Here is a 21,389-nt window from a genome sequence, read left to right as displayed (position 1 = left end):
CCCCCCGATGAACTTCGACCTCACCCCCGAGCAGGACCAGCTCCGCGACGCCGTGCGCGCCCTGGGCCGCCGGTACGGCCACGAGTACTTCGTCACCAAGGCCCGCTCCGGCGAACACACCACCGAACTGTGGGACGAGGCCGGCCGGCTGGGCTACCTCGGGGTCAACATCCCCACCGAGTACGGCGGCGGCGGGGGCGGGATCACCGAGCTGGCCATCGTCTGCGAGGAGTTGGCGGCGGCCGGCTGCCCGCTGCTGCTGCTGGTGGTCTCCCCCGCCATCGCGGCCACGGTGATCGCCCGGCACGGCACCGAGGAGCAGCGCAAGCGCTTCCTGCCCGGGTTCGCGGACGGCTCGCTGAAGGTGGTCTTCGCGATCACCGAGCCGGAGGCCGGCTCCAACTTCCACCGGCTCGGCACGGTGGCCCGCCGCGACGGCGACGACTGGCTGCTCTCCGGCCGCAAGTGCTACATCTCGGGTGTCGACGAGGCGTCGTACGTGCTGGTCGTCGCCCGCGTCGCTGTCGAAGACGGCCAGGCCGGCACAGGGGATGCCACTCCGCAGAAACTGAAGCCGGCGCTGTTCATCGTGCCGACCGACGCGCCGGGGCTGACCCGTTCCAAGCTGGACATGGAGATCGTCTCCCCGGAGAACCAGTTCCTGCTCTACCTCGACGACGTGCGGCTGCCCGCAGACGCGCTGGTCGGCGAGTCGCTGGACGCCGGCCTGCCGGCGCTCTTCGCCGGGCTCAACCCGGAGCGGATCACGGTCGCCGCGATGGGCGCCGGCACCGGCCGGTACGCGATCGAGCGGGCCAGCGAGTACACGGCCACCCGCAAGGTCTGGGGCGGCCGGACCATCGGCTCCCACCAGGGCGTCTCCCACCCGCTCGCGCACGCCGCCGTGCAGGTCGAGCTGGCCCGCCTGATGATCCACAAGGCGGCCACCCTCTACGACGCGGGCCGCGACCTGGAGGCCGGCGTCTCCGGCAACATGGCCAAGTACGCCGCCGGGGAGGCCGCCGCGCTGGCCGTCGACACCGCCGTCCAGGTGCTCGGCGGGGCCGGCATGACCACCGAGTACGGCGTGGCCACGCTCCTCGGCGCGGTGCGCGCCGGCCGGATCGCCCCGGTCAGCCGCGAGATGATCCTCAACTTCGTCGCCCAGCACGTCCTCGGCCAGGACAAGTCGTACTGAGCGGGCCGGGGTGCGGCGGGCGCCCGATCGCCCGCCGCACCCCGGGTCCTCAGCGGACGGTCAGCGAGCCGACCGCCGGCAGCGGGGCGACCACCGGCGGGAGCCGCTTCGGCTCACCCCGACCGGGGGCGCCCTCGGCGGCCAGCGCGCCCTTCGACGCCTCCGCCCGCCGGGTCGCCTCCGGCTCGGCCGGCAGCTCGGCGAACGGCTGGACGTCGCCCACGCAGACCTTGCCGTTGGCCGGCAGCGCCCCGCGCAGCAGGTACGCGTCGACCGCGCCGGTCACGCAGGCCGACGTCCCGTACGCGGTGTGGCCCCAGCTGTCGCTGCTGAGCAGGCGGCTGTTCGGCAGCAGCCGGGCCGAGCTGACCGCGCCCCGGTAGTTGGTCGCCGGGTCCCAGTAGTTGCCCACGACCAGCACCGGCGCGGCGGTCCGCCGGTTGAACGGGCCGGTGTAGGCATCCTCGTCCCGCACGGTCCAGCTCTTGCGGGCGCACGGCGAGGTGACCCACGTCCACAGCCGACCGAAGTACGGGTCGCGCTTGTCGGCGTTCGCGGCCAGCGCCGGGAACGAGCCGGCGTCCTTCGGGTGGTACGCGTCGGTGCAGTCCACGCCGAGGAAGGTCTCCAACCCGTTCTCGTACGGGAAGTCGTACCGTCGGGCCTGCTCGCGGGCCTTGACGGCCTGGCGGGTCACGTCGGCCGTCGCCGGGCGGCGGGCGGCCGGCGACGACGCCGGGTCGGTGAGCACCAGCAGGGCGGCGGTGAGGTCGACGACCTCGGCGTAGCCCGTCGGGCCGTAGAGCATGCTGAGGTTGGCGGCGACGAAGTCGGCGTACGTGATGGTGACCGGGCCGACGTCGGGGTCCTCGATGACCACCGGCTTGGCCCGCAGCCGCTTAGCGACCAGGTCGAACGACGCGACAGGATCGCCCTCGGCCAGCGCACACGCCTCCGCGCCGGCCTTGTCGCAGCGCACCAGGATCTCCCGCAGCGCCTTGTACGCGCCCTCCGCGCTGCGCATCCGCTCCTCCTGGGGCAGGCTGCGCGCCCTGCCCTGGCCGACCCACTCGTTCGGGTTGAGCACGCCGTCGATCACCAGGGCACGGACCCGGTCCGGGAACATGTTGGCGTAGTACTGGCCGAGGATGCTGCCGTAGCTGAAGCCGAGGAAGGTGAGCTTCCGGTCCCCGACGGCGCGGCGCAGCACGTCCATGTCGCGGGCGACCTCGGCGGTCGACATCGCGCCGGTGAGCGGCTTGCCCGTGGTGGAGCAGCCCCTGCCGACGGCCTTCGAGGACGCCACGTAGGCATTCTCCTCGGCCTTCGTCAACGGGAACGCCACGTTCAGCCCGGCGTACGCCCGGGTCTGCTCCTTGACGGAGGGGAAGCACCTGACCTGCTGGCTGGCGGCGACGCCGCGCGGGTCGACGCCGACGATGTCGAAGCGGTCCAGCACCTCGTCACCGAGGAAGTACGGCGCGGCGAGCGCGACGTCGGTGCCGGAGCCGCCGGGGCCGCCCGGGTTGACGAAGAGACTGCCGATCTTCCGCTGCTGGTCGCGGGCCTTGACCCGCAGCACGGCGACCTCGGTCGTCGGGCCGTTCGGCTTGTCGTAGTCGCGGGGCAGCCGGACGGTGGCGCACTCGGCGTAGTCGTAGCAGGCGTACCAGTCCAGTTCGGGCGTGGGCACCCGGTCGACCCGGCGGGCCTCCTGCGGGCTGGTCCGGTCGGAGGTGACCGGACGGTCCCCGCCGGCAGGGGACGGTGCGGCGGCGGCGGGTGCGACCGCGGCGCCGGCGAGGAGCACGCCGGCGATTCCCGCAGCGGCGAGAGACCGGTTTCGTCGTGGCATGTGGACGCCTTCCGGTGGGCGACAGGACGGCCGAGCCGTGGCTCGACCTCCGTCACTCTAGGAACGGCGGACCAGGATTACCGGCCGGCGAACGGCCGCATATCCGACAAACCGCTGACCGCTGTAACGAATTGTTCACCGTCGACGCTTTTGGCGGCGGCCAGGCGCAGTGGCCCGGCGTCAGCCCGCGCGCCGGCTCACCTGATGCCGGCCATCCACACCGGCGGTTTGGGCTCCGCACCGTCGGGCGCGTACTCGTCCGCCACCCGCCAGCCGGCGGATCCCCTGCGCAGCAGCAGGAAGCCGACGATCTCGCTGTGCGGGGCGCCCAGTCCGTAGACCTCGTCCCGGTCGACGAAGCCCATCCGGAGGGCGCAGATCGCCGCGGGATCGCGCTTCGCGTTCTTGCAGAGCCCGAGGTAGCGGATCCCCTGGACCGCCGACAGGTGTTTGGCGATCGCCTCGTCCGGGTTGGCGTACCCGCCACGACCGGCGGCCGGCGAAGCGGGGGCGGCCGGCGACGCGGAGACGGACGAGGACGCGGGGGCGGCCGGCGAGGCGGGGGCGGACGACGACGGGGCGGCCGGGGACGTCGGCGCGGCGCCGGTCGCGGAGGGCGGCGCGGTAGCCGGCTCCGGCGCCCCGTCCGCCCCGCACGCGGCCAGCGCACCCGACACCAGCACGGCGGCGACGATCCGGAAGACGCGGGTCACCGGCACTCCTCTCCCACGGGGACGATCACGGCGACGATCTCGGTGAAGATCATTGCATCCGGTGCCGGCGACCCGGTTGACAGCGGGCCCCACTCGGACATCCTGGACGGGTGAGACTTGCGAGGCCCGATGCGCGGGCGAAGGCGGTGGCGGCCGTGCTGGTGGCGGCCTCCCTGCTGGTGACGCTGATCGTGTGGGGGCGCCAGGATCTCGTCGGCGTGACGTTGGCGCTGCTCTGCGTACTCACGACGATGATCGCGGCGGTGTCCGTGGCGGCGGCCCGGCAGGACGACGGCCCGGAACCGGCGGTCACGCCGAACGGCCCGGGGCAGCCCGTCGGGGGACTGTACGGCGTCGACGCCGACACGCTGGAGTCGCTGGACCACCGGGAGGCCGTCCGCGCCATGCGGGAGCGCCACCGGGGACGCGGCGGCTCAGCGGCCCGTGAGGGTGGGTGAGGCGAGCGCGTCGAGCCCACGCCCGGCCAGGCAGCGGTACGTCCGGTCGGCGTCGGCCCCGGCCGGGGGCAGCACCTCCAGGTTCCAGCCGTCCGCGTAGCTGATCCCGCTGGTGAGCCGGAAGGTGGTCTCGTTGCAGACCCCGCGTACCACCGCGGCCGCGCTGACCTCGTCGTGGCCGGCGCCGACCAGGGTGTCGGGGAGCTTGCCCTCGGCGTAGCTCTCCCAGGTGTGCTGGCCGTCGCAGGGCACCCGGGGCGCCCGGGTCCGCGCGCCGCGCACCTCCATCGGCCCGAAGCACTCCAACTCGTCGGCGCAGCCCGCGCCGGCCGGCAACGCGGTCGTCAGGGCGCAGGCGGGCAGCACCGTGCTCGTCGCCGCCACGCCGGCCGTCGGCGACGGGCCCGGGCTGGAGACCGCGCCGGCCAGCCAGGCGCCGGCGCCGGCCGAGGCGGCCAACGCGACCATCCCGGCGCCGCCGAGGAACCAGCGCCGCCGACGCCGCTGGCCGGCGGTGGGCACCGTGGGGTGGAGGTCCTCCACCGGCGGTCGCGGAGCGGGCCGGGAGGCGTGGTCCACGCCGTACGGGCCGACGGGGCCGGGCACGCCGCTGACCGGACCCGGGATGCCCGGGCCGGCCGCCGGGGAGCCGACGGGGCCGAGCGGCAGGCCGACCAGCAGGTCGCGCAGCTCGACGGCCGAGGGACGCTCACCGGGGTCGTTGGACATGCCGGCCCGGAGCACGTCGATCATCTCGGCCGGCACCCCGGGCAGGCCGGGAACCGGCTGGTGGAACATCTCCAGCACCGTGACCAGGCTGGGGTTGCGTTCGGACTGCCAGCGCGGCGGGCGGCCGTGCATCACCGCGTAGAGGGTGGCGCAGAGGGCGTAGACGTCGACGGCGGGCGACGGCGGGCTGTGGTTGAACATCTCCGGCGGCGCGTAGGCCGGGGTGAGCACCTCCAGGGCGACCGAGGCGTCACGCATCTCGGCCACCACGGCCAGCCCGAAGTCGGCAAGCACCGCCGAGTTGAAGTGCGAGTAGAGGATGTTCGCCGGCTTGACGTCGCGGTGCAGCACGCCGGCGGCGTGCGAGTGGGCGATGGCGTCGGCGATCTTGACCCCGAGGTCGCGCGCCTCGGCGGGCCCGAGCGGCGAGGTCCGCATCCGCTCGGCGTACGAGCCGTCGCAGAGCTCCATGATCAGATAGGGGTGCTGGTCGACCGTGACCCCGACGTCGAAGAGATCGACGACGTGCGGGTGGGACGACATCCGCCCGGCGGCCCGCGCCTCGCGCAGGAAGCGGGCCTGGTCGTGCTCGCTGTCGAGGGTGCGATTCTCCACCTTGACCGCGACCTCACGCCCCACCGAGATCTGGGTCGCCTTGTAGATCGTCGCGTAGCCTCCCCTGGCAAACACGTGCAGATCGGTCAGACCGGGCACAATGGGCGTCGGCAGGGCGCCGGGCGGGGTCGCGGTCACAGCTCGAAAATACCCAACCGGACCGACGGCTCAGTGAACCGCATCAGCGGCCGGAACGGCACCGGCAGCGGAATCGCCTCCGCCGCCCACCGCCCCCGGGCCCGCGCGACGGTCGTCCCACCAGAGCCCGGCGGCGGTCGCCACCGCGCCGAGGCCCTCCCAGACGGCCACTCCGAAGAACCGCCCGGGCGCGATGTCGGCCAGCACCGCGATGCTGAACACCGTGAACGTGACCAGCCGGAACAGCACCGTGAAGCGGAAGAACGACCGCCACTCGGTGGCGGTGGCGAGCAGGTAGTAGACCCCCATGTTGAACGAGGCCATTGAGGAGGCGATGAGGAAGGTGCCGGTGTGGTCGCCGGCCGCGCGCGTCGCCGGCACCTCGAAGCCGAGCATTCGCAGCAGCGCCTCCGGCCAGACCAGCCCGACCGCGCCCATGAGCAGGGCCAGCACGCCGAAGACCGCGATCGTCCATCCGGCGGCCGAACGCGGCAACCTCATCACGGCCCTCCCCAGACCCGACGCGGTCGCACGACCGACCGCCCCTCGGACCTGACACGCTATCGGCCATCCCCGACACACCGCATCCCCAGAACCGCCAGACCTTCCGGTTCCGGGGTCCGCGGGACTAGGGGGTGGACAGTCGCGCCCGCAGGGCGTCGGCGGCGGCGCGCTCGCTGCGCTGCTCGGTCGCGTACGCCAGGCGGACCGCCTCCTCGGCGCTGGCGAGCGCCTCCGCGGACCGGCCGCAGGCCGCGAGCGCCTCGGCGAGCACCCGGGCGGCGACCACCTGGCTGCGCACGTCCTCCGCCGGGGCGGCGACGGCCCGCCGGGCCCAGTCCAGCGCCTGCTCGCACTGGCCGTGGGCGAGCAGGGCGGACGCGTACCGGGCCATGGTCTGGCGGCGGGAGAAGAGCAGCGAGGGCACGGTGGCGGCGGCGGTGGCCACCGGGGCGAGCAGCCCCACGGCGGTCGCGGAGTCGCCGGCGGCCAGCCGGGCGGTGGCCAGCAGCACCCGGGGCCCCACCTGGGCGGGCGCCTGCGGGTTGTGCGGCTCGACGGCGGTCAGCACCGACCGGGCGTCCCGCTCGGCCGTGTCGCAGTCGCCCAGGTCCAGCGCCACGAACCCGCGCAGCGTGCCGGCCATCCCGGTGAGCAACGGGTGCGACGTCCGCTCCGCGTACGACAGCGCGTCGGTGAGCAGGTCGGCGGCGTGCCCCGGCTCGCCCAGCCCGCGCGCCACGACGCCCCGGACGACCAGCGCGAACCCGCGCCCCCAGTCGTCGGAGGCGGCGGCGAACTCGCGGTACGCCCGGCGGGCCCCCCGGTCCGCCTCGCCCAGCTCGCCCAGCTCGGCGGTGGCGAACGCCTCGACCGCGCGCAGCGTGCCCACCGCCCACGCCTCGCCGACCCGCTCGCCGAACGGCAGGAAGACCTGCGCCATCCGGCACGCCTCGCGCAGCCGGCCGGCGAGCAGCCGGGCGAAGGCGGTGGTGCCGCGCAGCCAGGCCCGCCCGTACGGGTCCTTCAGCTCGGCGAAGAGCCGGGCGGCCCGGCCGAGCACGGCGTCGGTGCCGGCGAAGTCGCCCCGGGTCGTGGTCACCCAGGCCAGGTTCTGCAACGACCACGCCTGCCCCCGGCGGTCCTGCGACTGGAGGCTGACCTGGTACGACGCGGCGAGCCGGCTGCTGGCCTGCCCTAACCGCCCGGCAACGAAGTCGGCCATGCCGAGGCGGCGCATCGCCGAGGCGCGCAGCGTCGGCAGCCCGCCGGCCGTGGCCACCTGCAACGCCTCCTGCCAGCAGCCCACCGCGCGCGCCTGGTCGCCCATGGTCTGGTGGGCCTGCCCGGCGAGCAGCAGCGCGCTGGTCCGGACGGCGGACTCGTCGCCGGCGTTGGCGGCGATCTTCTCGGCGAAGGCGAGCGCGTCGGCGGGGCGTCCGACCTGGAGCAGCGCCCGGGCGTGCACCACCCGGTCGGCCGCCGGCACCCCGTCCCGGGCCAGCTCGGCCGCGCGTTCGGCGTACTCCACGGCCAGCGCGGGCTCACCCGCCTGCAACGAGCGGCGCGCGGCCCCGCCGAGCGCGGCGACGCCCAGACCGACGACGGCCCGCGCCGGCGCGTCCGGCCGCAGCCCGACCGCGTCGGCCAGCGCGGCGGCCCGTTCCACGTGCTGGGCCACGAAGACGTCGCGGGCCGCCTCGGCGAAGCCGCCCGGCGCGCCCGCCCCCGCCGACGGGCCGGCCGCGGCCCACCGGGCCAGCGCCGCGTGCCGCTCGGCCAGTTCGGCCTTGCTCACCCCGGCGTACGCGGCCTCCCGCATCAGCGGGGTCGCGAAGGCGTACCCGGTGCGGGTGCGGTGCAGCATCCGGCGTTGCAGCAGCTCCTCCACCGCCCGTTCCAGCTCTACGGCGACCACCGCCGCCGGTCGGCCGTCGCGGCCGGCCCGCTGCTCGCGCAGCGCCTCCAGCGCACCGTCCGGCACCGTGTCGCCGACGACGGCCGCGTCCCGCAGCACGGAGCGGGCCTCCGCCGGCAGCGCGTCGATGCGCGCGGCGAGCACCGCGGCCAGGTCGCGGGAGAGCAGGCGGCTGCCGAGCGAGCCGGGCACCAGTCGCCAGCCGCCCGGATTCGGGGAGTTCCGCTCGGCGACGGTGGTCAGCGCGCCCCGCTCCATCAGCAGGGTGACCAGCTCGGCCAGGTAGAACGGGTTGCCCTGGGCGGTGGCGAGCAGCCGGTCGGCGTCGGCCTGCGGCAGCCTGCCGCCGCCGAGGTAGGTGGTGAGCAGCCGGGCCGCGTCGGCGCCGCGCAGCGGCGGCAGCGCGTGCACCTCGGCGTCGGCGACCCGGGTCAGCGCCCCGGCGGTACGCACCAGCTCGGGCCGGCCGAGCAGCAGCACCAGCACCGGGCCGGCGAGCCGGGACAGGGTGACCCCGAGCGCCTCGATGGTCTCGGCGGTGGCGTCGTGCAGGTCGTCGACGACGACCACCAGGGGCGCCTCCCCGGCGAGCGCGGTGAGCAGGTCCGCGACCGCGTTCGGCACGGTGTCGGCGTCGACGGGCTGGGCGGTGCCCCACTCGCCCTGGTCGGCCGGGCCGCCGCCGGGCAGCTCGGCGTACCCGAGCAGGGCCAGCAGCTGGTCGATGGCGACCGGCGCCGGCGTGCCGGTGCGGCTGAGTCGCTGGCCGAGCCGGCGCAGCCGTTCCTCGACGGCCGGGCGGGTGAGCGCGGTGGCGGCGTCGTTGGGCAGGCCGACCGCCGCCCGGACCAGGTCGGCCAGGGGCGCGAGCCGGCGTCGCTCGCCGAACGCGGCGCAGCGCACCGACAGCACCCGGGCGCCGGTGTGCGCGGCGTACCGGCCCGGGCCCACGTCGTAGCCGGCGGCGAGGCGTTCCACCTCGGCGGCGAACCGGGACTTGCCGATCCCGGCCTCGGCGGTCATCAGCAGCACCCGGGGTTCGGCGCGGTCGATCACCTCGGCGAGCCGGCCGGCGACCCGGCCGATCTCGGTCTCCCGGCCGACGAAGGGCGCCTCGTCGCCGAGGCCGGACCGGGTGCCCGGGGCGTCCAGGAGACCGAGCAGCTCGTACGCCTCGACCGGCTCCCGCTTGCCCTTGAGCCGCAGCGGGCGCAACGCCCGCCAGGAGGCCACGTGCCGGGTGGCGGCGGAGGTCCGCGCCCCCGCGTAGACCGCGCCGACGGCGGCGGCGTCGGCCAGCCGGGCGGCGGTGTTGACGGTGTCGCCGATGACCGTGTACTCGATGGCGGCCTGGATACCGGCGATCACGTCGCCGGTGTTCAGCCCGACCCGCAGGCCGAGCGGCGCGCCGCCGCCCCGCTCGTCGTCGAGGACCCGGCGGACCGCCCGCTGCATCGACAGCGCGGCCCGCACGGCCCGCTCGGCGTCGTCCTCGTGCGCGACCGGCGCCCCGAAGACCGCCATGATCCCGTCGCCGGTGAGCTTGTCGACGTGGCCGCCGAACGTCTTCACCGCGCCGGCCAGCGCGGCGAGCACCCGGTCGGTGACCGCGCCGACGCGTTCCGGGTCGAGGTCCTCGGACCAGGAGGTGAAGTCGGACAGGTCGCCGAAGAGCACCGTCACCACGCGGCGTTCGGCCGCGGGCAGCGTCGCGGCGGCCGGCAGCGCGGCGCCGCAGTTGTGGCAGAACCGCGCGCCGGGCACGGCGACGGTTCCGCACACCGGGCAGGTCACGCTTGCTCCAACCCCGCGGCACCTCCGCCGGATTCCCGGCCCAGGTACTCCAGCTGGGCCCGGACGGACCACTCGGCGGCCCACCACAGCGACCGGTCGACGTCGGCGTAGACCGTCGCGACCACCTCGGCGGCGGTGGTGGCGCCCGCGGCGACCGCCGCCCGGACCTGGTCGAGCCGGGCCCGGCGGTGGGCCAGGTAGAAGTCCGCGGCGACGCCGCAGTCGGCCAGCGCCGGGCCGTGCCCCGGCAGCGCCGGGATCCCCCGGTACGTCGAGAGCAGCTCCAGGCTGGCCAGGTAGTCCCCGAGGTGCCCGTCCGGGTGGGCGACCACGGTGGTCCCCCGGCCCAGGATCGTGTCGCCGGTCAGGACCACCCGCTCGTCGCCGTGCTCGACCAGGAAGCAGACCGAGTCGCCGGTGTGCCCGGGGGTCGGCACGAGTCGGACGCCCAGCCCGTGGCCGTCCAGCTCTCCGCCCGGCCCGGTCAGCGGCTCCCCGGCGATGGTGTGCGCCGGGTCGGCGGCGCGTACGGGCACCCCGCCGAGCAGCTCGTGCAGGCGGCGCGAGCCGTCGGTGTGGTCGGGGTGGCCGTGGGTGATCAGCACCAGGCCGATCGGCCCCCGCGCGGCGATCGCCGCCAGGTGCCCCTCGTCGGCCGGGCCCGGGTCGACCACGACGGCGTGCTCCCGGCCGGGGGCGCGCAGCACCCAGGTGTTGGTGCCGTCGAGCGTCATCGGCCCTGGGTTCGGGGCACGCAGCAGCGTCACCCAACCCGGCAACCCGTCGGCGAGCGCCGCCGCCGGCGCGGTGAAGTGCCCGGTCATGGCTGCGATCGTACGGCCCCGCCGGCCACTCCCCGCGATCTTGCAGGCTCCGCCTCTGATACGTCCCGGTTCGCGGCTTTTGCCGGGCGCGAGACGCAAGATCGCGGGGAGGGGGTGCGGGTCAGGAGACCTCGACGACGACCTCGACCTCGACGGGGGCGTCCAGGGGCAGCTCGGCCACGCCGACGGCGCTGCGCGCGTGCCGGCCGGCCTCACCGAAGACCGCGCCGAACAGGTCGGACGCGCCGTTGATCACGCCCGGGATGGCGGTGAACCCGGAGGAGGCCGCGACGAAGCCGGTCAGCTTGACGATCTTGACGACGTTCTCTAGGCCGACCAGCGAGTCGATCGCGGCCAGCGCGTTGAGCGCGCACTGCTGGGCCAGGTCCTTGGCCTGCTCGGCGGAGACGCCGGCGCCGACCTTGCCGGTGGCGAGCAGCTTCCCCTCGACCATCGGCAGCTGCCCGGAGACATAGACGTGCTGCCCGGACTGGACGGCCGGCACGTAGCTGGCCAACGGCGGGGTCACCTCGGGCAGCGTGTGCCCGAGTTCGGCGAGTTTCGCGTGCGGACCGTTGCTCATGCCTTCGGCCGCTTCAGGTAGGCGACGAGCTGCTCCGGGTTGGGACCGGGAACCACGGAGACGAGTTCCCACCCGTCCTCACCCCAGTTGTCGAGGATCTGCTTGGTCGCGTGGACCAGCAGCGGGACCGTGGAGTATTCCCACTTCTGCATAGGTGGAGGGCTCCCTTGGCTGGAGTTCGACTTCTCGACGCACAGCCTACGGTCCGGCGGACGGGCGGGGCACGGGACGCTGCTCCGGGGGCGCCGGCACCTCCCCGCAGGAGCCGCCGTGCTCGTACGGCTGGGGGCAGCGGGAGCGGTCCGGCAGCAGCAGGTCGCAGAAGACCCGGTGCCGGTTGTTCTGGTCGTCGGTGCTGGAGACGGTGGTCTCGCCGGCGTCCAGCTCGTTGAGGAAGCTCAGCGAGGTGGCGACCGTTCCGGCCAGCGCGGTGGCCGCCCTCAGGTCGGCGACCCGGATCGGCAGGTGGATGACGAAGCCGGGCTCCTCCTCGTCCCGGGCTCCGGGCCGAGCGGGCACGGGCACCACCTCGACGGGTTCGGCGAGCCGCCGGTACGACCGTTCGTTGACGGGTAGGCCGACGCCGCCCTCGGTCTCCCCCGGGAAGCCGGGCCGCCGCGCCCGGTCGCCCACCGGGAACTGGGCCCGAGGAATGTTGTCCACGTCGCGCATGCCTTGCCTCCGGACGTCGTACCTGGTCAGGTCATCGCTCGCGGTCCGGACCCTCCGCCCGGCCCGCCCCCCGCGCCGCTGAGAACGTAGGTCGGCGGCGACAGCCACGCCAACCGGACGCGCACAGACGATCACCCAAAGTCACATATGCGACACACCATCGGTAAGGAACCTGACGGCACCCGCCGCCCCCCGGAGCGGGGAACCGACCGTTACCCTTCCGGTCGGACGGGCGCTCCGCCGGCTCGCCGCCAGCTCGATCACGCTCGTCGCCCGGTCAGGCGGCGACGCCGCAACCCGGGGGATGAGATGACCCAACCACCCAGCGGTGGTCCCGTCGGACCGCCGGCCGACCAGCCCGGCTCCCCGGCGGCTCCCGACCCGGTCGCCGTACCCGGCCCGGCAGTCCCATCCGGTCCGGCCGCCGCGCCCTACCCGGCCACCCCGTCCGGCCCGGCCACCCCGTCCGGCCCGGCCACCCCGCCCGGCCCGGCTGCCGCCCCTCCGCCCGGCCCGGCTGCCGCCCCTCCGCCCGGCCCGGCTGCCGCCCCTCCGCCCGGCCCGGCCGCCGCCCCGGACCCGTCGATCCCGCCGGCCCCGGCCGGGTACCCGCCCTACCAGCCGCCCGCCGCGCCGAAGAAGAAGCGCGGCGTGCTCATCGCCTCCATCGCCCTGGCCGTGGTCCTGCTGCTCTGCGCCGGCGGCGGCGTCGTCGCGTTCCTGACGCTGCGCGACGCCGACAGCGGTACGGGGGCCAAGGAGCCGACGGTCGCGGTCGACGAATTCCTCAAGGCCGTCTACCAGGAGCGCGACGCGGACCGGGCGGCCGGCCTGGTCTGCTCCTCGTCGCGGGACGAGAAGAAGATCGCCGCGAAGGTGGCCGAGGTCGAGAAGCACGTCTCGGCCCACCAGAACCCCCGGTTCCGGTGGAGCACCCCGAAGGTGGACAACCAGACCGGGGATCGCGCCATGGTCACCACCAAGGTCACCATGACCACCGCGGACGAGAAGGTGGCCGACCAGGACCTGCGGTTCACCGTGGTGAAGAAGACGGGTTGGTGGGTCTGCGAGGTCGCCTGAGCCCACGGCCTGGATAGGCTCGACGGGTGCGAGCAGCAGAGTCGCCGGCCGACCCGGCCGGCACCCAGTGGCCGGCCCGCCTCCACGTCGTGACCGGCAAGGGCGGCACCGGCAAGACCAGCGTCGCGGCGGCGCTGGCCCTCGCGCTGGCCGCCGGCGGCCGGCGCACGCTGCTGGTCGAGGTCGAGGGGCGGCAGGGCATCGCCCAACTCTTCGGCACCGATCCGCTGCCGTACGAGGAGCGGCACCTGACCGACGCGCCGGGCGGCGGGGAGGTGCGGGCCCTGGCGGTGGACGCCGAGGAGGCCCTGCTGGAGTACCTCGACATGTTCTACAAGCTCGGTGCGGCCGGCCGGGCGCTGCGCAAGCTCGGGGCGATCGACTTCGCCACCACCATCGCCCCGGGCCTGCGGGACGTCCTGCTCACCGGCAAGGTGAAGGAGGCGACCACCCGCACCGTCGGCCAGCGGCGCGCGTACGACGCGGTGGTGCTGGACGCGCCGCCCACCGGGCGGATCGGTCGGTTCCTCAACGTCACCGCCGAGACGGCCCGGCTGGCCAAGGTGGGCCCGATCAAGACCCAGAGCGAGGGGGTCGCGGCGCTGCTGCGCTCCCCGATCACCGCCGTGCACGTCGTCACCCTGCTGGAGGAGATGCCGGTCCAGGAGACGGTCGACGCGATCGCCGAGCTGACCCAGCTCGGCTTCCCGGTGGGGCGGGTGATCGTCAACGGCGCCCGGCCCCCGCTGCCGGCGGGGCGGGTGGTGGCCGCCACCGAGCTGGAGCGGGGGCTGCGCGCCGCCGGGCTGCCGACCGACCGGGACACCGTGGCCGGGCTCGTCGCCGAGGCGCGCGACCAGGCCATCCGCCGCGAGCTGGAGGATTCGCTCCGCGCCGACCTGGTGGAGCTTGGGCTGCCGATGACCGAGCTGCCGCTGCTGCCCGACGGGGTGGACCGGGCCGGCCTGGACCAGCTCGCCGCGACCCTCGTCCGGGCGGATTGACTCACACCTGCGACCGGCCCGGGCGCACGGACCGACCCGGCCCGATACGCTCGATTGGTGCCTTCCGAAGACGCGGCGCCGCAGCTGGACGTCGACCAGATCCTCGCCGATCCGGGCGTCCGGATCGTGGTGTGCTGCGGGGCGGGCGGGGTGGGGAAGACGACCACGGCCGCCGCGCTCGCGCTGCGCGCCGCGGAGCGACACGGCCGGCGCACGGTGGTGCTCACCATCGACCCGGCCCGCCGGCTGGCCCAGTCGCTCGGGCTGACCGAGCTGGACAACACCCCCCGCCAGGTCAAGGGGATCGACGTCGAGGCCAGCGGCGGCGAGCTGCACGCCATGATGCTCGACATGAAGCGCACCTTCGACGACGTGGTGCTCCAGCACACCGACCCGGCGAAGGCGGCGGAGATCTTCGCCAACCCCTTCTACCAGGCCATGAGCTCGACCTTCGCCGGCACGCAGGAATACATGGCGATGGAGAAGCTGGGCCAGTTGCACGCCCGGGGCGAGTGGGACCTGATCGTGGTGGACACCCCGCCGTCCCGCTCGGCGCTCGACTTCCTGGACGCACCGGCCCGCCTGTCCCGCTTCCTCGACGGGCGGATGCTGCGGCTGCTGCTGGCCCCGGCGCGTACCGGCGGGCGGAGCATGTTCAGCCTGGTCACGGCCTCGTTCGGGATGTTCTCCAAGGTCGTGCAGAAGGTGCTCGGGGCCCAGTTGCTGACCGACCTCTCCGGTTTCGTCGCCGCGTTGGATTCGATGTTCGGCGGCTTCCGGCAGCGCGCCGAGCAGACGTACCGCATCCTCCAGGCGCGGGAGACGGCGTTCCTGCTGGTCGCGGCGCCGGAGCCGGACGCGGTCCGGGAGGCCGCCTACTTCGCGGGCCGGCTGCGCGAGGAGAAGATGCCGCTGGCGGGCCTGGTGCTCAACCGGGTGCACCGCTCGGCGGTGCCCGGGCTCGACGCGGCGGAGAGCCTGGCCGCCGCGGAGCGGCTGGCCGGCCTCGGCGGGCACGAGGGCACCGTCGACGTGCTGCGGGCCCACGCGGCGCTGGCCCAGCAGGCGGTACGCGAGCGGCAGGTGGCGGCCCGCTTCACCGAGGCGTTCCCGGCGGTGCCGGCGGTGTCGGTGACGGCGCAGCCCGCCGACGTGCACGACGTCGACGGGCTGCGGACGATCGGCGCGGCGATCAGCCGGCCGTGACGGTGCTCAGCCGGCGGTGGTGACGAGGATCTTGTCCTTGCCGGTCTTGTCCTTGGCGTTCTTCTTCATCGCGGCCTCGAACATCTTGCGCCAGCTCGCCACCTGTGGGTGACGGCGCAACAGCGCACGGCGTTCGCGTTCGGTCATGCCGCCCCACACTCCGAACTCGATCCGGTTGTCCAGCGCGTCGGCCAGGCACTCGTACCGAACTGGGCAGCTCCGGCAGATCCGCTTCGCCACGTTCTGTTCGGCGCCCTGTACGAACAACGCGTCCGGGTCCCCGTTCTGACACGCCGCCAGCGACGGCCAGTCAGTGATCATGCCCATCTGTACACGTCCCCCCTTGCAGTACCTACCGACCCCGTCGCGGACCAGCCGGCAATCCCCCCGATCGCCCTGCCCGCCTTCCCCAAGGCGGCACGGACGACATGTGGCGCTGTCGCCGCCACCATCATGCTCTGTAGTCGCCTGATTACGCAACGTTGTCGGCGAAATCCATCATTCCGGACACTCCCGGCTTCCCGGGCTTCGCGACCGCCGGTTACCCCGTCGGGGTACGTGAAAACGCTGCGGGCCCCCTCCGTCAGGAGGGAAACTCGGCGGCGGATTCACGCAACCACTCACCGGGGGTCGTGCGTTTAGCACAACGAGGTCGGCGCGCGCAGGAAATGGGGAAAGAACGCCCCGGCGCCCCTCGTTCCCTACTCGCGTACCCTGTCGAGGTGACCTGGATGCGGAAACGTGACCACAATGTGCTGACCAACGCCGCATCGCTACTCATCTGTGGCCTGTTGGCCGGCGTGGTGGTCGCGGCGGCGGCCTTCCCCGCAGTGGCGATGTCCGGACTGGCCGCGAAGGCCGGCGCCGAGACCTTCGGCGCACTGCCCAAGGAGCTGACCGTGGCCCGCGCGCCGCAGATCAGCTACCTTCTCGCCTCCGACGGCAAGACACCGCTGGCGACCATGTACGACGAGAACCGTCGCGACGTGAAGCTGGCCGACGTCGCGCCCGTCATGCAGAAGGCGATCATCGCCGCCGAGGACCACGACTTCTACAAGCACAACGGCGTCGACCTCAACGGCATCGCCCGGGCGTTCGTCAACAACCAGTCCAACGCGTCCAGCCAGCAGGGCGCCTCGACGCTGACCATGCAGTACGTCCGGCTCGCCATCGCCTACTCGGCGAGCCACCCGGCGGACGTGGTCGCGGCCACCGAGGACACCAGCGCCCGGAAGCTGCGCGAGATGCGCTACGCGATCCAGATCGACAAGGAGCTCTCCAAGGACGAGATCCTGGAGCGCTACCTCAACATCGCCGCGTTCGGCAACGGCGCGTACGGCATCTACGCCGCCAGCCAGGTCTACTTCAACAAGCCGCCGAGCAAGCTGAAGCTCGAGGAAGCGGCCATGCTCGCCGGCATGGTGAAGGCGCCGAGCACCAACGACCCGACCACCAAGAGCGGCCACGCGGCGGCCCTCGCCCGGCGCAACTACGTCATCCAGAACATGGTCGAGACCGCCGCCATCACCCAGCAGGAGGCGGACGCGGCGAAGGCCACCAAGCTCGTGGTCACCGGCAAGCGCGCCCCCAACGGCTGCGTCTCGACCAACGAGAAGGGCTGGGGCTTCTTCTGCGACTACTTCTACCGCTGGTGGATGCAGCAGGAGACGTTCGGCTCGACCTCGTACGACCGGGAGCGGCGGCTGAAGAGCGGCGGCTACACGGTCATCACCACCCTGGACCCGCAGGCCCAGCGGGGCGCCGACAAGGCCGTCCGCAAGGCCAAGCCGGAGAAGAGCAAGGAAGCCGCCATGGTGGCGGTGGTCGAGCCGGGCACCGGCCGGGTGCGGGCGCTCGCGGTGAACCGCAACTTCAAGCTCGACGACCCGAAGAAGCCGGTCAACAAGGCGCACAGCGACCCCAAGCAGCGCAAGAAGGGCAAGCTCGGCAACTACCCGAACACCGTCAACCCGCTGCTCACCGGCGGCGACGGCATCACGGGCTACCAGGCCGGCTCGACCTTCAAGATCTTCACGATCGTGGCGGCGCTGGAGAAGGGCATCCCGCTCGGCTACACGATCAACGCCCCGCAGGCCTTCAAGTCGGAATACATCGTCGAGGCGGGCAGCCCGGCCGCCTGCCCGGGCACCAACAAGTACTGCCCGACCAACTCCGGCAAGAAGGCCGGCGGCGTACAGAACATGTGGAGCGCCTTCGCCTCCTCCATCAACACGTACTTCGTGCCGCTCCAGCAGCAGGTCGGCGCGGAGAACGTGGTCGACGTGGCCAAGCGGCTCGGCATCCAGTTCCGGGTCACCAAGGAGAACGACTGGGCCAACAACAAGGCGGCCGCGCACGACTGGGGCGCGTTCACCCTGGGCGTCTCGAACACCACCCCGCTGGAGCTGGCCAACGCCTACGCCACCCTCGCGGCCGACGGCAGGTACTGCGAGCCCATCCCGGTGCAGATGATCAAGGACCCGGAGGGCAAGAAGCTCGACATCGCCAACCCGCGCTGCGAGAAGCGGGTCAGCACCGAGGTGGCCCGTGCCGCCGTCGACGCCGCCCGCTGCCCGGTCGGTGACAACTCCTCCACCACCAAGTGCGGCGGCAGCCGTACGGCGGCGAACGTCCGGGGCATCGTCGACGCGCCGGTGGCCGGCAAGTCCGGCACCACCGACTCGGAGAAGAGCGCGGCCCTGGTCGCGATGACCAAGCAGTACGCGGTGGCCGGCATCATGGCCGACCCGGACTGGCCGCAGACCAACGTCAAGATGAAGCACAACCAGAAGGACGGCATCAACCCGCCGGTCTACGAGACGCTGCGCGACGCCATGAAGGGCAAGGACCGGAAGAACTTCGAGCCCCCGGGCAAGAAGATCTCCGAGGGCGACCAGCGCCGGATCCCCGACGTGAAGTGCCTCGACCCGGAGCAGGCGAAGTCCCGGATCAAGGCGGAGGGCTTCGACGCGGTCATCTCCGACATCAAGGTCCCGTCGAGCTGCCCGGCCGGCAAGGCCGCCGGCACCAGCCCCGACGGCCGGACCATCAAGGGCGGCGTGGTCACCATCCAGATCAGCTCCGGCGGCGGCACCGCCCCGGGCACGACGCCCGACAACAACAACCGGCCGCCGAACACCCCCGGCCGACCGCCGGGCCGCTCCGGCGGCTGAGCCGGCCGGACGAACGCCACGGGCGGGCACCCTTCGCGGGGTGCCCGCCCGTTTCGCGTTTGCGGGTCGGTGCGGCCGGGCCTGTCAGAGGCCGAGCTGGCGGCGTACCTCGGCGGCGACGCGACCGCCCTCGGCCCGGCCGGCCACCGCCGCCTGGGCCGCCTTCATGGCCGGGCCCATCTGCGACTTGCCGGTGAAGCCGCCCGCGGCGAGCGCCCCCGCGACCAGCTCGGTCAGCTCGGCGTCGGGGAGCTGCTTCGGCAGGTAGCGCTCCAGCACCTCGCCCTCGGCGATCTCCTTCGTGGCCTGCTCGGTGCGGCCGGCGTCACCGAAGGCGGTGGCGGCCTCCCGGCGCTTCTTCGCCTCCTTGGTCAGCACCGCGAGCACCTCGTCGTCGGTGAGCTCGCGCTTGGCCTTGCCGGCGACCTCGGCGGTGCCGACGGCGGCAAGCGCCATCCGCAGCGTGGAGGTGGTCAGCTCGTCGCGCGCCTTCAGGGCGGCGCGCATGTCGGCGGTCAGACGGTCCTTCAGCGTGCTCATGGTCGGTGAAACTACCCTGAACGGCATGCGAAAGCGCACACTATTCCGGCTCGCGACCGGGACCGCCGCGCTCGGCGCGGCGACCCTGGCCTACGCGTCACTCGTCGAGCGCAACATGTTCACCCTGCGGCGGTACGACGTGCCGGTGCTGCCGGCCGACGCGGAGCCCCTGCGGGTCCTGCACCTGTCGGACCTGCACATGATGCCCGACCAGGGGCGTAAGCAGCGCTGGGTGGCATCGCTGGCCGCCCTCGACCCCGACCTGGTCGTGGTCACCGGGGACAACATGGCGCACCCCGGCGCCGTGCCCGGCGTGCTGCACGCCCTCCAGCCGCTGCTCGACTTCCCGGGGGCCTTCGTCTTCGGTTCCAACGACTACACCGGGCCGGTCTGGAAGAACCCGTTCACCTACTTCCTGCCCGACCGGGAGTACACCGAGGGCGTCGAACTGCCGCACGAGGAGCTGCGGGACGTCTTCGTCGGCGCCGGCTGGGCGGACCTGAACAACGCCCGCACCACCGTCAAGGCCGGCGGCCGGGTCGTCGAGCTGCTCGGCGTGGACGACCCGCACGTCGAACGGGACGACTACGACTCGGTCGCCGGGCCGGTGTCGCCCACCGCCGATCTGTCGATCGCGCTCACCCACTCCCCCGAGCCGGCCGTCCTCGACCGGATGGCCGCCGACGGCTTCGGGCTGATGCTCGCCGGCCACACCCACGGCGGTCAGGTCTGCGTACCGGGGTTCGGCGCGCTGGTCACCAACTGCGGCCTGCCCCGCTCCATGGCACGCGGCCTGCACCGCTGGCCCGGCTCCGACTCGTGGCTGCACGTCTCCGCCGGCCTCGGGACGCATCCGACCGCGCCGGTCCGGTTCGCCTGCCCGCCGGAGGCGAGCGTGCTGACCCTGATCCCCCGCTGACCCACGCGCCGGTGATCCGCCGGGCCGCCGCCTACGGCCCGGCGGCCCGGCGGCCCGGCGGCCCGGCGGCCCGGCGGCCCGGCGGCCCGGCGGCCCGGCCTGGTTGGCGAGCGAGGCGGGAACCGGCTGCCGGCTGGCAGCCGTGCAGGGTGATCGTCGGATCCGCCCGGGGGACCTGGCTGTGTTCGCCCTGTCGAGCTGAGTCGTTCACGACATCAGGCGCCAGGTGGGGTCGGCGCCCGGCAGGTACCGCACGGTCCGGGAGGACCCGCAGGGCGGTGGGGGTACCGAGTTGGACCACCGACGGGGGTGGGCTACTATTTGTCGGCACGCCTCGGGGTGTGGCGCAGCTTGGTAGCGCGCTTCGTTCGGGACGAAGAGGTCGTCGGTTCGAATCCGGCCACCCCGACCGAGGTCAGGGGCCACTCTACATCGATGAGAGTGGCCCCTGATGCATTCGTACAGCAGTCGAGTACAGCAGCGGCGGTCACCGCAGGCTCTCCCCCAGGCGCTTCAGGGCGTCGCGGGTGGCGTCCGAGGACGCCTGCGAGTAGACCTCCATCGTCACCGAGACCTCCGCGTGCCGCAGCACCTGCATGATGACGCGCGGGTGCACGTCCAGGTCGACGAGCAGAGAGTCGCGCAGGTACGCCGGGCGTCGTGCACGGTGATCCTCCGAACTCCGGCACGGGCACAGCGGGCGTCCCAGGAACGGTTGAAGTTGCGCGGCTCCACGGGCGTTCCGTAGCGAGTGGTGAACAGCAGCCGGGAGCCCTGCCAGGCGATGCCCGCCCGACACGTCAACCCGCAGTGACCCCGCACCGGAGGCGGTGCCTGCGATCCGACAGCTGATGTACGACAGGGTCCGGCGACCTAGAGGCGGCAGAGGCAGTCGCAGCGGCCCTTGTCGATCAGTCGGCCAGCTTCTCAAACAGTTCGTTCGGCGTGTCGTAGTACCTCGTTGTTCGACCGAAGTACGTCATGCCGAGCCGCCGACAGACGGCCTGGGAGGCATGGTTGTCCGGATCCGTGACCGCGATGACTCTCGTCAGTCCCCGGCTGAACGCGTCGTCTAGGACCGCCGCCGCTGCTTCGGTGGCGTAGCCGTGCCCCCAGGCGTCCGGATGCAGGTGCCAGCCGATCTCGACATCGGTCGGCGCGCCAACCGGCTCCCCAGCCGACAGGGGAATTGGCTTGAGCAGGAGGTTTCCCACCAGCCGGGCGTCCGCCGCTGTGGTGATGGCCCAGATCCCGTGGATGGGATCGTCGACGGCGCGTCGGCGTGCGATCGAGGCGAGGGCATCCTCGCGGTTATTCATCATCGTGGGATGCGCGCCCAAGAATCGTACGACTTCCCAGCGCGACTCCAGATCTAGGAGGAAGTCGGCGTCCTCGTCGCGCCATGGGCGCAGCAGGAGGCGGTCGCTGGCGATGGTGCGCATGCGACCCAATCTAGCGAGCGCCGAGCA

General features: G+C 73.6%; 18 protein-coding genes, 1 tRNA gene and 2 pseudogenes. 8 read left to right on the top strand and 13 right to left on the bottom strand.

Annotated features, from left to right (window positions below):
* The first annotated feature begins 7 nt into the window (after positions 1-7).
* Positions 8-1,198, top strand: coding sequence for an acyl-CoA dehydrogenase family protein (locus ACGFNF_RS23005; RefSeq protein WP_393170528.1), 1,191 nt, complete (start codon positions 8-10; stop codon positions 1,196-1,198).
* A 49-nt stretch (positions 1,199-1,247) separates the two neighbouring features.
* On the opposite strand, the gene ACGFNF_RS23000 is transcribed toward ACGFNF_RS23005, so the two are convergent.
* Both ACGFNF_RS23000 and ACGFNF_RS22995 read right to left on the bottom strand, forming a co-directional pair.
* Positions 1,248-3,053: an alpha/beta hydrolase gene (locus ACGFNF_RS23000; protein ID WP_393170526.1), complete on the bottom strand. Its 1,806-nt coding sequence runs from the start codon at positions 3,051-3,053 to the stop codon at positions 1,248-1,250.
* Positions 3,054-3,250: 197 nt separating this feature from the next.
* The gene (locus tag ACGFNF_RS22995) at positions 3,251-3,766 is read right to left on the bottom strand and encodes a hypothetical protein (protein ID WP_393170524.1); all 516 of its coding nucleotides are present in this window, start codon (positions 3,764-3,766) and stop codon (positions 3,251-3,253) included.
* Between the two features lie 110 nt (positions 3,767-3,876).
* On the opposite strand from ACGFNF_RS22995, the gene ACGFNF_RS22990 reads away from it, so the two are divergent.
* Complete coding sequence (locus ACGFNF_RS22990; RefSeq protein ID WP_357577953.1) at positions 3,877-4,224, top strand: hypothetical protein; 348 nt, start codon at positions 3,877-3,879, stop codon at positions 4,222-4,224.
* Here the strand turns inward: ACGFNF_RS22990 and ACGFNF_RS22985 are convergent.
* The 7 genes from ACGFNF_RS22985 to ACGFNF_RS22955 form a co-directional block, all read right to left on the bottom strand.
* Positions 4,201-5,706, bottom strand: a complete 1,506-nt coding sequence (locus ACGFNF_RS22985) for a serine/threonine-protein kinase (protein WP_357577954.1) — start codon at positions 5,704-5,706, stop codon at positions 4,201-4,203. The two genes, ACGFNF_RS22990 and ACGFNF_RS22985, sit on opposite strands and share 24 nt — an antisense overlap.
* A gap of 30 nt (positions 5,707-5,736) precedes the next feature.
* Positions 5,737-6,207, bottom strand: a complete 471-nt coding sequence (locus ACGFNF_RS22980; protein ID WP_393170522.1) for a hypothetical protein — start codon at positions 6,205-6,207, stop codon at positions 5,737-5,739.
* A gap of 127 nt (positions 6,208-6,334) precedes the next feature.
* Positions 6,335-9,919, bottom strand: a complete 3,585-nt coding sequence (locus ACGFNF_RS22975) for an adenylate/guanylate cyclase domain-containing protein (protein WP_393170520.1) — start codon at positions 9,917-9,919, stop codon at positions 6,335-6,337.
* The gene (locus ACGFNF_RS22970; protein ID WP_357577957.1) at positions 9,916-10,743 is read right to left on the bottom strand and encodes an MBL fold metallo-hydrolase; all 828 of its coding nucleotides are present in this window, start codon (positions 10,741-10,743) and stop codon (positions 9,916-9,918) included. The genes ACGFNF_RS22975 and ACGFNF_RS22970 overlap by 4 nt, the downstream gene beginning before the upstream one ends.
* Before the next feature lie 121 nt (positions 10,744-10,864).
* Positions 10,865-11,326 carry a RidA family protein gene (locus tag ACGFNF_RS22965; RefSeq protein ID WP_357577958.1) on the bottom strand — a complete coding sequence of 154 codons (462 nt, stop codon included), beginning with the start codon at positions 11,324-11,326 and terminating at the stop codon, positions 10,865-10,867.
* Positions 11,323-11,478, bottom strand: coding sequence for a DUF4177 domain-containing protein (locus tag ACGFNF_RS22960; protein ID WP_018222171.1), 156 nt, complete (start codon positions 11,476-11,478; stop codon positions 11,323-11,325). Before ACGFNF_RS22960 ends, ACGFNF_RS22965 begins: the two co-directional genes overlap by 4 nt.
* 46 nt (positions 11,479-11,524) lie before the next feature.
* On the bottom strand, positions 11,525-11,998 hold the full coding sequence (locus ACGFNF_RS22955) for a hypothetical protein (RefSeq protein ID WP_357577959.1): 474 nt from the start codon (positions 11,996-11,998) through the stop codon (positions 11,525-11,527).
* 489 nt (positions 11,999-12,487) lie between these two features.
* Here ACGFNF_RS22955 and ACGFNF_RS22950 point away from each other — a divergent pair.
* From ACGFNF_RS22950 to ACGFNF_RS22940, 3 genes and pseudogenes are all read left to right on the top strand, one after another.
* Positions 12,488-13,078: pseudogene (locus tag ACGFNF_RS22950) on the top strand (hypothetical protein); the annotation flags it as partial.
* A 26-nt stretch (positions 13,079-13,104) separates the two neighbouring features.
* A complete protein-coding gene (locus ACGFNF_RS22945) occupies positions 13,105-14,082 on the top strand; it encodes an ArsA-related P-loop ATPase (protein WP_357577961.1) in 978 nt (325 codons plus the stop codon).
* A gap of 54 nt (positions 14,083-14,136) precedes the next feature.
* Positions 14,137-15,288, top strand: a complete 1,152-nt coding sequence (locus ACGFNF_RS22940) for an ArsA-related P-loop ATPase (protein WP_311413228.1) — start codon at positions 14,137-14,139, stop codon at positions 15,286-15,288.
* 6 nt (positions 15,289-15,294) lie between these two features.
* Here the strand turns inward: ACGFNF_RS22940 and ACGFNF_RS22935 are convergent, their stop codons facing one another.
* Positions 15,295-15,615, bottom strand: coding sequence for a WhiB family transcriptional regulator (locus ACGFNF_RS22935; RefSeq protein ID WP_132238543.1), 321 nt, complete (start codon positions 15,613-15,615; stop codon positions 15,295-15,297).
* 404 nt (positions 15,616-16,019) lie between these two features.
* Here ACGFNF_RS22935 and ACGFNF_RS22930 point away from each other — a divergent pair, with 404 nt between their 5' ends.
* Positions 16,020-18,461: a penicillin-binding protein gene (locus ACGFNF_RS22930; protein WP_393170516.1), complete on the top strand. Its 2,442-nt coding sequence runs from the start codon at positions 16,020-16,022 to the stop codon at positions 18,459-18,461.
* 84 nt (positions 18,462-18,545) lie between these two features.
* On the opposite strand, the gene ACGFNF_RS22925 is transcribed toward ACGFNF_RS22930, so the two are convergent.
* Positions 18,546-19,001, bottom strand: coding sequence for a GatB/YqeY domain-containing protein (locus ACGFNF_RS22925; protein ID WP_132238537.1), 456 nt, complete (start codon positions 18,999-19,001; stop codon positions 18,546-18,548).
* 25 nt (positions 19,002-19,026) lie between these two features.
* On the opposite strand from ACGFNF_RS22925, the gene ACGFNF_RS22920 reads away from it, so the two are divergent.
* Together ACGFNF_RS22920 and ACGFNF_RS22915 are read left to right on the top strand one after the other, a co-directional pair.
* Positions 19,027-19,920, top strand: a complete 894-nt coding sequence (locus ACGFNF_RS22920) for a metallophosphoesterase (RefSeq protein ID WP_357577963.1) — start codon at positions 19,027-19,029, stop codon at positions 19,918-19,920.
* A 335-nt stretch (positions 19,921-20,255) separates the two neighbouring features.
* Positions 20,256-20,329, top strand: a tRNA-Pro gene (locus ACGFNF_RS22915).
* Positions 20,330-20,407: 78 nt separating this feature from the next.
* On the opposite strand, the pseudogene ACGFNF_RS22910 reads toward ACGFNF_RS22915, so the two are convergent.
* Together ACGFNF_RS22910 and ACGFNF_RS22905 are read right to left on the bottom strand one after the other, a co-directional pair.
* Positions 20,408-20,685: pseudogene (locus ACGFNF_RS22910) on the bottom strand (tyrosine-type recombinase/integrase); the annotation flags it as partial.
* A 146-nt stretch (positions 20,686-20,831) separates the two neighbouring features.
* Positions 20,832-21,362, bottom strand: a complete 531-nt coding sequence (locus ACGFNF_RS22905) for a GNAT family N-acetyltransferase (protein WP_393170514.1) — start codon at positions 21,360-21,362, stop codon at positions 20,832-20,834.
* Between the last annotated feature and the right edge of the window lie 27 nt (positions 21,363-21,389).

This window comes from Micromonospora sp. NPDC048868, from assembly GCF_043198195.1.
GTDB classification, from domain to species: domain Bacteria; phylum Actinomycetota; class Actinomycetes; order Mycobacteriales; family Micromonosporaceae; genus Micromonospora; species Micromonospora reichwaldensis.
Note: the sequence above shows the minus strand (reverse complement) of the source record. Positions and strands in the feature narration are given on the sequence as shown.